The sequence below is a fragment of the Streptomyces lunalinharesii genome (assembly GCF_039532155.1).
Taxonomy (GTDB): domain Bacteria; phylum Actinomycetota; class Actinomycetes; order Streptomycetales; family Streptomycetaceae; genus Streptomyces; species Streptomyces lunalinharesii.
This window is the reverse complement of sequence record NZ_BAAARK010000060.1, coordinates 20,627-31,375: the sequence shown is the minus strand read 5'-3', so window position 1 is coordinate 31,375 and position 10,749 is coordinate 20,627. Positions and strand designations below refer to the sequence as shown.

8 protein-coding genes and 1 pseudogene are annotated in these 10,749 nt (G+C 74.7%); 7 read left to right on the top strand and 2 right to left on the bottom strand.

The features are described from left to right. Positions 1-192 (top strand): annotated as a pseudogene (locus ABD385_RS38730) (hypothetical protein); the annotation flags it as partial. Positions 193-298: 106 nt separating this feature from the next. Here ABD385_RS38730 and ABD385_RS38725 read toward each other — a convergent pair. Then, positions 299-1,339, bottom strand: coding sequence for an ornithine cyclodeaminase family protein (locus tag ABD385_RS38725; RefSeq protein ID WP_344584652.1), 1,041 nt, complete (start codon positions 1,337-1,339; stop codon positions 299-301). A gap of 334 nt (positions 1,340-1,673) precedes the next feature. On the opposite strand from ABD385_RS38725, the gene ABD385_RS38720 reads away from it, so the two are divergent. Both ABD385_RS38720 and ABD385_RS38715 read left to right on the top strand, forming a co-directional pair. Then, positions 1,674-2,252: a TetR/AcrR family transcriptional regulator gene (locus ABD385_RS38720; RefSeq protein ID WP_344584650.1), complete on the top strand. Its 579-nt coding sequence runs from the start codon at positions 1,674-1,676 to the stop codon at positions 2,250-2,252. Positions 2,253-2,702: 450 nt separating this feature from the next. Then, a complete protein-coding gene (locus ABD385_RS38715; RefSeq protein WP_344584648.1) occupies positions 2,703-4,433 on the top strand; it encodes a SulP family inorganic anion transporter in 1,731 nt (576 codons plus the stop codon). A gap of 66 nt (positions 4,434-4,499) precedes the next feature. Here the strand turns inward: ABD385_RS38715 and bla are convergent, their stop codons facing one another. Continuing rightward, positions 4,500-5,417 carry a class A beta-lactamase gene (gene bla / locus ABD385_RS38710; RefSeq protein WP_344584647.1) on the bottom strand — a complete coding sequence of 306 codons (918 nt, stop codon included), beginning with the start codon at positions 5,415-5,417 and terminating at the stop codon, positions 4,500-4,502. Positions 5,418-5,563: 146 nt separating this feature from the next. Here bla and ABD385_RS38705 point away from each other — a divergent pair, with 146 nt between their 5' ends. The 4 genes from ABD385_RS38705 (at position 5,564) to ABD385_RS38690 (ending at position 10,717) form a co-directional block, all read left to right on the top strand. Continuing rightward, entirely contained in the window at positions 5,564-6,541 is a 978-nt protein-coding gene (locus tag ABD385_RS38705; RefSeq protein WP_344584646.1) for a LysR family transcriptional regulator, read from the top strand. Further along, positions 6,538-7,473 carry a serine hydrolase gene (locus tag ABD385_RS38700; protein ID WP_344584644.1) on the top strand — a complete coding sequence of 312 codons (936 nt, stop codon included), beginning with the start codon at positions 6,538-6,540 and terminating at the stop codon, positions 7,471-7,473. The genes ABD385_RS38705 and ABD385_RS38700 overlap by 4 nt, the downstream gene beginning before the upstream one ends. Positions 7,474-7,553: 80 nt before the next feature. Continuing rightward, positions 7,554-9,155, top strand: coding sequence for a serine/threonine-protein kinase (locus ABD385_RS38695; protein ID WP_344584642.1), 1,602 nt, complete (start codon positions 7,554-7,556; stop codon positions 9,153-9,155). Beyond that, positions 9,152-10,717 carry a serine/threonine-protein kinase gene (locus tag ABD385_RS38690; RefSeq protein WP_344584641.1) on the top strand — a complete coding sequence of 522 codons (1,566 nt, stop codon included), beginning with the start codon at positions 9,152-9,154 and terminating at the stop codon, positions 10,715-10,717. The genes ABD385_RS38695 and ABD385_RS38690 overlap by 4 nt, the downstream gene beginning before the upstream one ends. Positions 10,718-10,749: the final 32 nt, after the last annotated feature.

Below are 10,749 nucleotides of genomic sequence, written 5' to 3'. Positions count from 1 at the left end.
ACCGGCTGGGGCGGCTACAACGCCCTCGTCTCCACCGGCGACATCAACCTCGACGGCAAGACCGACTTCGTCGCCCGCGACACCACCGGCCGCCTCTACGCCTACTACGGCACCGGCAACGCCACCAGCCCCTACCAGGCACGCGTCCAGATCGGCACCGGCTGGAACATCTACACCAAGCTGTTCTCCTGACCGACCGCCCCGCCCGGCGCGGGGCGAAGCGGGGCCGTACCTCCCGGAGAGGTGCGGCCCCGTCCGTCGCCCGGCCGACCATGGTCACCGCCGGGTCGCGGCCGGCTCAGAACGTCTTGAGGTCCGCGAGGCCGCGCACCGGGGTCCCGATCGCCAGCTCGCGGGCCCGCTCGCACACCGCGACGGCGGCGGCGAGGTCCTGGGTGGCGGCGCCGATCGACTTGAACACGGTGACGTCGTCGGCCCGCCGGCGGCCCGCAACCTCCGCGCCCAGCAGTTGGGTCAGGGTGGGCACGGCCGTGGCGGCACGGTCGTCGCGCTCGCGCCAGGCGAGGACGTCACCCGATTCCGCGGCGACCGTGTCGGCGGGAGCGTCGAAGACGACGGCGTCGGCCCGGGCGAAGGTGGCGACGTCGACCTCCCGACGGGCGGGCATGGTCGAGCCGATCGACACGACGTGCTGCCCGGGCTCGATCCACTCGCCGTGCAGGGCGACCGGGCCGCCGGCGCCGGTGTTGGTCGCCGCGACCACCACGTCCGCGCCGGTGACCGCGGCCCGTGCGGTGTCGACCGGCACCACGTCGATGCCGAGGGCGGCGCCCATCCGCGCGGCGAAGTCAGCGCGCCGGGCCGGCCGCGGGCTGAAGACCTTGACCCGGGTGACCGGGCGCACGGCGGCCACCGCCGCCAGGTTGGTCTCCGCTTCGAGGCCGGCTCCCAGGACGCCGACGGTCTCGGCGTCCTCGCGGGCCAGGTGCCTGGTCGCCACGCCCGAGGTGGCCCCGGTCCGGGCGGCCGTCAGGTAGGCGGCGTCGAGCACGCCGGTGACCGCGCCGGTCTCCAGGTCGCAGAGGACCACGAGGTAGCGGACGCCCCGCTCGAACGAGCCGTGGAGCATCTTGAGCCCGAGCACCCCGGCCCGGCTCATGATGGCGGGCATCACCCGGAGGAAGGTGCCCTCGACCGCCGCGTAGGACCGCGGCGGCAACGCCAACTGCGGCCCGGGGGCGTCGCGGAGCGCGGCCTCGACGGCGTCGACGACCGCTGCCATGTCGCAGGACCGCCGCACGTCGTCGTCGCTCAGCAACAGGGTCGAGCCGTTCGGATGCGCGTCGCCGTCCACGGACGGGACCTGGTGCAGTTCCATGCTTCTCCTCAACGGGACGAAGGGGACCGTGCGGCGTCGTCAGCGGCACTGCGGGCGGGCTCGGCCCGGACGGGAGCGACCGCGACGACGGCGGGTCCACTGGACTCCTCACCAGCAAGCCACCCCAACTCCGTTACGTCGTAGCTGACTTGAGTGTTCGTCAGCCGGTCTCCGTCGGACGGCTTCGGTGGTGGTACGGGTGAGGCCCTGGACCCGTCGCGAGCGTAACACGGGTTTGTGACCACTGGTCACTAATACAGCCCAGGCAGGCGCGCGCGGCGCGGGGCCGCACCGCGGTGGGTCCGTGGCGGAGGGGCTCGTTACAGTCCTGGCCATGGATGACGCCGCGACCACGCGAACCCGCCCGGGACGCCCCGCCCAGCTCAGCCGCGAGCGGATCGTCGACGCCGCGCTCTCGACCGGGAACCTCGACGCGCTGACCATGCGGGAACTCGCCGCCCGCCTGACGGTGTCCCACTCGGCGCTGTACCGCTGGGTCAAGAACCGCGAGGAACTGTTCGACCTCGTCAGCGAGGTCATGATCGAGCGCATCCTGCCCGCCGACGGCCCGCCCCGGCGCCGCTGGCGTCCGTGGCTCGCCGAAGTGGCACGGGCCATGCACGAGCACTTCCTCGCCGTGCCCGGCTACGCCACCCGCCTCTCCCGACCGCACCGCCACACCGCCGCCTCCTTCGGCCGGTTGCGGACGGAGGTCATCACCGCCTTCACCAACGCCGGGGTCCGCCCCGACCTGGCCGAGCAGAGCTGGTACGTCTTCATCACCTCGGTCGTCAGCTGGCTCGCCGCCCAGGAGAATCCGCTCGACCTCGGCCACGCCGCCCCGCGCTTCGAGCTCTTCCTCGACGTCCTGCTGCGCGGCCTGCCCGCGCGGGAACCGGATGCGGGGCGATGACCAGGCACCCGGGCCGCCACGTCCCGCAATTCCCCGATCGCCTTTCGCGCTTCGCGGTGATTTCGCACTTCAGATGATAGCGATGTGCTATCGGAAGAGGATTTTCCGGAGGACGTCGAGCGGTCGGAGATTCCCGCTCCGGGAGTAATTCCCGAACCTCAATTCCCACTTGTCGCGTCGTAACGCATATGCCAGCGTGAGTGACACTCCGCCGCCTGGAGATCACGGCAACCATGCCGTGTGGCCTGGACAGTTAACCCTGACGGATGCGCGCATTCACGCCACTTCCGCGTCGGGTGTTTCGCGTTCCGGCCATCCATGTCGAGGGTTTCCTTTTCCCGCATGGACGTCCGGCGGCGCATTTCGGGAAAGGGTGGGAACGACAGTGGAACGTCGAAGAGACAACAGGGGAGCCGCGCCGGGCCGCTCGATCGCCACGGCAGGCACCCGATGAACCCCGGTCGGGGGCGGCCGACGCGCCTGGTCCGGGTGGGCCGGCGCCGGATCTCCCAACTCCTCCCGGACCGGGCCGATCTCGCGGCGCTGCGCCGGGCCCCGCGCAAGGACCTCTTCGCCGGACTGACCGTCGCGGTGGCGGCGCTGCCGCTGTCCATCGGGTTCGGCGTGGCGTCCGGACTGGGCGCCCGGGCGGGGCTGGTCACCGCCGTCGTCGCCGGGTGCCTGGCCGCCGTGTTCGGTGGTGCGCGGCTCCAGATCACCGGGCCGAGCGGGGTGCTGGCCGTGGTGCTCGCACCGATCGTCGAGGCGCACGGAACCCAGGGCGTGCTCACCACCGGACTGCTCACCGGACTGCTGCTCCTCGGGCTCTCGTTGGGGCGGGCCAGCCGGTACATGCGGTGCGTGCCCACGCCGGTCGTGAAGGGGTTCATCCTCGGCGCGGCCGTCGTGATCATCGCGCAGCAGGTCCCGCCGGCACTGGGGCGGCACGTTCCGCACGGCGAGGCCGTCGCGGCCAGTGCGCTCGGCGCCCTGCGCGCGTTCTGCTCCGGTCCGAACTGGCCGGCGCTGTGCATCACGGTGGGCACCCTGGCGGTCTGCCTGTGGGGCGCCCGGCTCCGTCCTTCCTTCCCGTTCCCGCTGCTGGCGGTCGCCGTGGCCACCGCCGTCGCCGAGGTCGCCCGCCTCCCGCTGGCCCGCATCGGGCACCTGCCGACGAGCCTGCCGGCGCCCTCCCCGGGCTTCCTGGTTCCCGGGGAGGTCCTCGCGCTGCTGCCCACGGCGGTCACGGTCGCGGTGCTGGTGGCGTTGGAGTCGCTGATGACCGCGGCCGCGGCGGACGCGCTGAGCGGACGCGAACGCCACGACGGGCAACGGGTGCTGTTCGGCCAGGGCCTCGCCAACCTGGCGGTCCCGTTCTTCGGCGGGGTGGCCGCCACCGGCACCGTCTGCCGCACCGCCATCAACGTCCGGTCCGGCGCGGTCTCCCAACTGGCGGCGCTGACCAACGCCGCCGTGGTGGCGCTCGTCGTCCTCGTGGCCGCTCCCCTGGTGTCCGCGGTGCCGTTGGCGGCGCTGGCCGGCGTCCTGATCGCCACGGCGATCCGCATGATCGACGTCGCCGCGCTGCGCGCCCTCGGTCGGGTCGGGCGCGGGCAGGCCGCGATCGCCGCGCTCACCGGGGCGCTCACCCTCACCGTCGACCTCGTCACGGCGGTGCTCACCGGGACCGCGCTGGCGGTGGTCCTGGCGCTGCGCACGGTGACCGCGACCGCCCGCGTCGATCAGGTGTGGGTGCCGGTCCAAAGGGCCCCGCACTCCGGGACCGGGCCGGCGCCGGCCGCACCCGACGCCCAGATCGCGGTGCACCGCTTCGCCGGCCCGCTGCTGTTCACCACCGCCGACCGGGTGCTGCGGCCGGTGTTCCCGGCGCGGGGCCGGGCGGTCGTCCTCGACCTCGAACGGGTCACCGGTCTGGACACCACGGCCATCCTGACGCTGGCCGACGTCATCGACCACCACCTCCGGCGGGGCGCCGTGGTCCATCTGTCCGGGGTCTCGGATCCGCACCGCGCGCACCTCGACGCCCTGGGCGTACTGGCCAAACTGCCGCCGGGCGCCCTCTGCACGACCGTCGCCGAGGCCGTCGCGCACGCCCGGGCGCAGCTGCACCCGGTCACGCCGGCCGCCCAGGAAGGGCCCTCCTCGCACCCGCAGGTCTGAGCGGCCCGGGCCGACGGAAGGGCGCGCCGTCGGTGGCTGAAGGGCGGTGTGCGGGTCCTCGGGGCGTCACTCGCCGGGGGCGAGGGCGCGCGCGACGATCCGCGCCGCGTCCGCGACGAGCGCGTTGTCCACCGGGGCGTCCTTGGCGTCCTTCGATGTCAGCACGGCCAGCACGATCGGCGTCTTCCTGGTCGTCCAGGCGACGCCGACGTCGTTGGCGGAGGCGTAGTCGCCGGTGCCCGTCTTGTCGCCGACGACCCAGTCGTGCGGCAGGCCGGCGCGGAAGCGTTCCCCACTGGTGGTGTTGCCCTTCAGCCAGGTCACGAGGTGTTCGCGAGCTACGGGGTCGAGGGCCCGGCCCACCGTCAGGTGCCCGTAGCTCGTGCCGAGCGCCTCCGGGGTGGTGGTGTCGCGCGGGTCGCCGGGTACGGCGTCGTTGAGTTCGGTCTCCCAGCGGTCGAGCCGGCTCTCCCGGTCGCCGATCGACCGGAAGAACCGGGTGAGGCCGGCGGGGCCGCCGATCTGGCGCAGCAGGAGGTTGCCCGCGGTGTTGTCGCTGTACTGGATCGCGGCGGCGCACAGGTCGCCCACCGCCATGCCGGTGTCGACGTGCTCCGCGGTCTTCGGGGAGTTCGCGAGGAGGTCCGACGGCGGGTAGTGGATCACCTTGTCCAGCGGTGCGCAGTGCGCGTGGTCGCGGAGGACCGCGGCGGCCGCGACCGTCTTGAAGGTCGAGCACATCGCGAACCGCTCGCCTGCCCGGTGGGCGACGACCTGCCCGGTGCGGGCGTTGCGGGCGTAGACGCCCAGGCGCGCCGCGTACCGTCGTTCGAGGTCCAGCAACTCCCCCTCGGCGTTGCGCAGTTGGCGGGGTGTGGCGGCCGAGGCGACGGACGGCGCGGCGGTCGCGGCGAGGACGGCGGTGGAGGCGGCGAGGCCGGCCTTGAGCAGGCCGCGGCGGGGCAGCGGGGTGGCACGGGTCATGTGCGGAGGTCTCCCGGTTCGTCGTGGTGCGGTCCGCGGAGCCCCGATCGCGCGGGGGTCCGGTGACGCACAGCGAAGCAGCAGGGCTCCACCCATGTCCAAGAGTGAACTTTGAATGCGTCATAACTTATTGGTATGACTGCGGGGTGGACCTCCTCGCACACCTGGAGGCGTACGTCGCGGCCGTCGACGAGGCGAGCTTCTCGCGCGCCGCCGAACGCCTCGGCATCGCCCAACCGCTCCTCAGCCGGCGCATCAAGACGTTGGAAGCGCACTTCGAGGGCCAGCTGTTCGACCGTTCGCGGCGTCAGGTCGCGACGACCGAACTGGGCGTCCTCCTGCTGCCGTACGCCCGCGACGTGCTGGACCGGGCCCAGCGGCTGCGGCACGTGGCCCGGTCGGCCCGGCAGTCGGCGGTGCGCACGGTCGGCGTGCCGGCGGACTGCGGTCCGGCCGCGCTGGCACGGGTGATCCGCGCGGGCGCCGAGCGCGGCACGACGTTCGGCGTGCGGGAACTCCCACCGGACGAGCGCGCGGCGGGCCTGGCCGATGCGTCGCTGGCGTACGCACTGCTGCGGGTGCCGCCGGAGCACGCCGCGCTGCGGGTGCCGCTCGGTCTGGCGTCCGCCCCCTCGGAGGCACCGACGGGCCGGCCGCGGACGCGCCGCCGCGCGGTGCACCTGGAGGACCTGCGGCCGCGGCGCGGGAACGGCGCCCGCCCCGGGCGCCCGGCCGCCACGCCGGTCCTCACCACGGTGGAGGACCACGCCCCGTACGCCCAGGACCGGCTGCGTCGGGCCGTCGCGCGGGCCGGGCTGCCGGAGAGCACGGTCCGGCCGGCCGGACCGATGGCGACCGCCCTCGCCGAGACCCTGGCCGGACAGCTGACGCTGCTGTGCACCGAGCCGTTCGCCCGGCGGCACGGGGCGAGTTGGGCACCGCTGGACGACGCCGCGCTGCACCGGGGGTACGAACTGCGCGCCGCGCGCCGGGACCCGGAGGCGGCGCAGGTGCCGCACTGGTTGGCCGCGTTGTTGGCGGCCGCGGTCGGCGCCGAGCCGGCCGCGCCGGCCGCCGGGTCGGCGGGCGAGGACGGGCCGTCGCGCTTGGCGGCCCGCGGATGAGCGCCGGCCCGGCCCCCCGACCGGTCTGCGTCGCCGACGACGCGGACCTCTTCGACGTCGCCGAGACGATCGCCGCGGAGTGGGCGGCCGTCGGCGTCCGGGGCGCGTTCCTGGCCCGGCACGTCGACACCGGTGAGCAACTCGGCTTCGACGTCGACGCGTCGGTGCCGCTCGCCTCGGTGGCCAAGGTCCCGCTGGCCCTCGTCGCGCTGGACCGGATCGCGGCCGGGGAACTCGACGCGGCACGGCCGGTGGTCGTCGATCCCGCCACGAGCAGCGTCGGGCCCACCGGCCTGGCGGCGTTCCGGCACCCGGCCACCGTCGCCGTCGGCGACCTGCTGCTGTCGATGCTGACGGTGAGCGACAACGCCGCCGCCGACGCGGTCTTCGACCTCGTGCCCGCCGCGGAGGTCGACGCCCGGCTGCGCGCCTGGGGCTGCGCCGGCATCCGCGTGCGGCACCGACTGAACCGCATGTACGAGTGCGCCGCCGGCGCCGCCGGCAACGACTTCTCGCTCGCGCTGGAGTTGGCCATCCGCGACGACCGCTCGGGGCAGCACAGCATCGAGACGCTGGACCCGGCGCACGCCAACGCCGGCACCGCCACCGGCCTCGTCGACCTGCTGCAACGGGTGTGGCGGGACGACGTGGCCCGGCCCGACGCGTGCGCGCAGCTGCGCCGGCTGATGGGACGACAGCTCTTCCGCCACCGGCTGGCGAGCGAACTCCAGGCCGACACCCTCCGGGTGAGCGGCAAGACGGGCACCTTCCTGCACCTGCGGCACGAGATCGGGGTGGTGGAGTCCGAGGCCGGCGACCGGGTGGCGATGGCCGCCCTCACCCGCTCCGACCGCCGGGCCAACCTCGCACCCGACATCGACCTCGCCATCGGTGCGGCCGCCCGGCGCGCCTTCGAGGCGCTGCGCCGCTGACGCCCGGCCCGAGGTGGGCGGCGGACGTCCGACGCGTTCTGAGTAAGATCCCCGTGTTCAGGGGGAGGGCGGGTTTCAGCATGCGGATGCTGGGAGTGGACGGCCCGACGCACGTGGGACCGTTCCGGACGGTCGGGGTGCTCGGGCAGGGCGGCATGGGGCAGGTACTGCTCGGCGTGGCGCCGGACGGGCGGCTGGTGGCCGTCAAGCGGGTGCACGCCGATCTCGCGGAGGACCCCGGGTTCCGGTCGCGGTTCCGGCGGGAGGTGGACGCGTCACGGCGGGTCTCCGGTGCCTACACCGCGCCGGTCGTCGACGCCGACCCGGACGCGACGACGCCGTGGCTGGCCTCGCTGTTCCTGCCGGGGCCCACGCTGGACGAGGCGTTGGAGGCGGGCGGGCCGCTGCCCGAGGAGGCGGTGCGGCTGCTCGCCGCCGGCCTCGCCCAGGCACTGGACGACATCCACCGGGCCGGACTGGTGCACCGGGACCTGAAGCCGTCCAACGTGCTCCTGACGGAGGACGGCGTGCGGGTCGTCGACTTCGGGATAGCCCGGGCGGCCGACCACGAGACCAAGCTGACCCGCACCGGTGCGCTGATCGGCTCGCCGGCGTACATGTCGCCGGAGCAGGTGCGGGGCGCGGAACCTGGCCCGGCCAGCGACGTGTTCTCGCTCGGCGTCACGCTGGTCACGGCCAGTACCGGCCGGAGCCCGTTCGCCGGCGACTCGCCGCTCGCGCTGCTGCACGCCGTCGCCCACGACCTGCCCGACCTGGAGTCCGTGCCGCCGCGACTGCGCCCGCTCGTCGAACGGTGCCTGGCCAAGGACCCGGCCGCGCGGCCGACCCCGGCCCAACTCCGCGCGCTGATCGGCCCGCTCGCGCCCGCCGCGCGTCCCTGGCCGAAGACGGTCTACGAGCGGATCGCGGAGCGCCGGGACTGGGCGACCCGGCTCACGGCCACCGCCGAACCGCCGTCCCCGCCCGCCCCGGCCGACACCGTGCCCGCCCCGGCCCCGGCCCCGGCGGCCCGGGCGTCCGTGCTGCGCCGGCGCCCCGGATGCCTGCTCGGCGCGATCGTGGGGGCCGTGGCGCTCGTCACGGCGGTGGCCACCGTCCTCGCGCTCGGCCCGACCGACGTGTACCACTCGTTCTTCCCGGAGCCGGTGCCGACGCCCGGTTCGGTGCCGCTCGCCAAGGTGCCGGACAAGTACACCAAGACCGTCCCGACCTGCGCGCAGGCCGGCCGCAGCATGACGGCACCGGCCGGCTTCGGCCGGCCCTGGGGCAACGTGCCGGGCGTGTGGCAGCAGTCCGACGGCAACGGGCACAGCCACCCGTCGACGAGTTGCGTGTGGACCACCCGCTCCGGCGACCAGATCGACTTCTCCTGGGACCTCCACCACGCCCGCGCCGGCGGACCCACCGGCGCCGAACAGGCCAAGGAGCACTACGAAGGCATGTACATGGGCTCGAAGACCACGCGGGACACCGGGCTGGGCTTCGTGGAGGAGGGCATGTGGCTCAACGAATCCAGTGAGAGCGGCTGCGTGCTGTACGCCCGGGACGTCAACCTGTACCTCTTCGTCGCGATCAAGGGCGTCCACTATCCGAAGGGCGCGTGCGAGGCGCTCGCCAAGGACATGGCCCGCCAGGGCGTCGCGGCGGTGAAGGCCCTGTGAGCACCGCACGGCCACAGCCGGCCCAGGCCGGCCCCTACGTCCTGCTCACCGAACTCGGCCGGGGCGGCATGGGCCGCGTCCTGCTCGGCGTCGCACCGGACGGGCGGCCGGCCGCGGTGAAACTGGTGCACGCCCGGCACGCCGCCGACGACGGCTTCCGGACCCGTTTCCGGCGGGAGGTGGCGGCGTCCCGGAAGGTCTCCGGCGCGTACACCGCGGCCGTCCTCGACGCCGACGCGGACGCCGAACTCCCCTGGTTGGCCTCGGTGTTCGTGGCCGGGCCGTCGCTGGGCGCGGCCGTGGAGGGCGCCGGCGCGCTGCCGGCGGACGCCCTGCACCGACTGGCGGTGGGCCTCGCGACGGCGCTGGACGAGATCCACCGGGTCGGGCTCGTCCACCGCGACCTGAAACCGGAGAACGTCCTGCTCGCCGAGGACGGCGTCCGAGTGATCGACTTCGGCATCGCGCGGGCCGCGGAGTCCGCCGACGCCACCGAACTCACCGGCACCGGCTGGGTGGTCGGCTCGCCCCCCTTCATGTCGCCCGAGCAGGCGCAGAGCCGGGAACTGACCGGGGCCAGCGACGTGTTCTCGCTCGGCACGGTGCTCGTCCTGGCGGCGACCGGCCGCAGCCCGTTCGCCGGCCCCTCCACGCTCCAGACGCTCTACAACGTCGTCCACACCGAACCCGACCTGAGCGGCCTGCCCCAGGCACTGCACCCGCTCGTCACCCGCTGCCTGGCCAAGGATCCGGCCGACCGGCCCGCCCCGGCCGAACTCCTCGCCCTCCTGGGCCCGGTGGCCCCGACGGACCGGCCGTGGCCGCCCGCCGTGCACCGCATGGTCGACGTGCAACGGGCCCGGATCGCGGGCCTGCTCGACGGCGACCCCGAACGCACCGCGCTGCTGCCGGACACCGGTCCCGTCGCCCCGCGCACCGCCGTCCTCACCGCGCACGACGCCCCCGCCGCGCCGCCGCGCCGCCGACGCACCGCGGCGTGGGTGGCGGCGGCCGGGGTGCTGGCGGTCGCTGTCGGCACCGGCGGCTACCTGCTGCTGAACGGCGGCGGCAGTGCCGGCGTCCCGGACAAGTACGTGACGATGCCGGTGTGCTCGGAGGTCGCGGCCAAGCTCCCGCTGCACACGGAGCGGCGCAAGGACAAGGACCGCTACCAGGAACAGGGCGACGGCGCGAAGACCGAGTGCTCCTGGTTCGACCGGGACCAGCCGCAGGCGGACGGCTGGAACTACACCCCCAGCGCCGACGTCTCGTGGGAGCTGATGCGCACGCGCTCCGACGGCAGCGGCACCGAGCGGCAGCAGCAGGACTTCGCCGACGGCGCGAAGTCCGAGTTCCCGGAGACCGGGCTCGGTTTCGGCGACGAGGCGTACTGGACGACCGGCGCCCCCGGCACCGCCCGGCCGAGCTGCCAGCTCAACGTCCGCGACGGCAACCTCGTGGTGCGGGCCTACCTGTCCCGCGCCCGGCACCCCGCCTGCGAGGCGGAGGCCCGGAACCTCGCGAGGACGGCGTTGGCGGCCATGCCGCCGCGGGCGTCCTGAGCCGCCCCGGCGGGACGGCCGTGGGGTCCGCC

Coding starts and splice junctions, on each gene's coding strand:
- ABD385_RS38725 (WP_344584652.1), bottom strand. CDS start 1,339: ATGGAACTGCACCAGGTCCCGTCCGTGGACGGCGACGCGCATCCGAAC.
- ABD385_RS38720 (WP_344584650.1), top strand. CDS start 1,674: ATGGATGACGCCGCGACCACGCGAACCCGCCCGGGACGCCCCGCCCAG.
- ABD385_RS38715 (WP_344584648.1), top strand. CDS start 2,703: ATGAACCCCGGTCGGGGGCGGCCGACGCGCCTGGTCCGGGTGGGCCGG.
- bla (WP_344584647.1), bottom strand. CDS start 5,417: ATGACCCGTGCCACCCCGCTGCCCCGCCGCGGCCTGCTCAAGGCCGGC.
- ABD385_RS38700 (WP_344584644.1), top strand. CDS start 6,538: ATGAGCGCCGGCCCGGCCCCCCGACCGGTCTGCGTCGCCGACGACGCG.
- ABD385_RS38695 (WP_344584642.1), top strand. CDS start 7,554: ATGCGGATGCTGGGAGTGGACGGCCCGACGCACGTGGGACCGTTCCGG.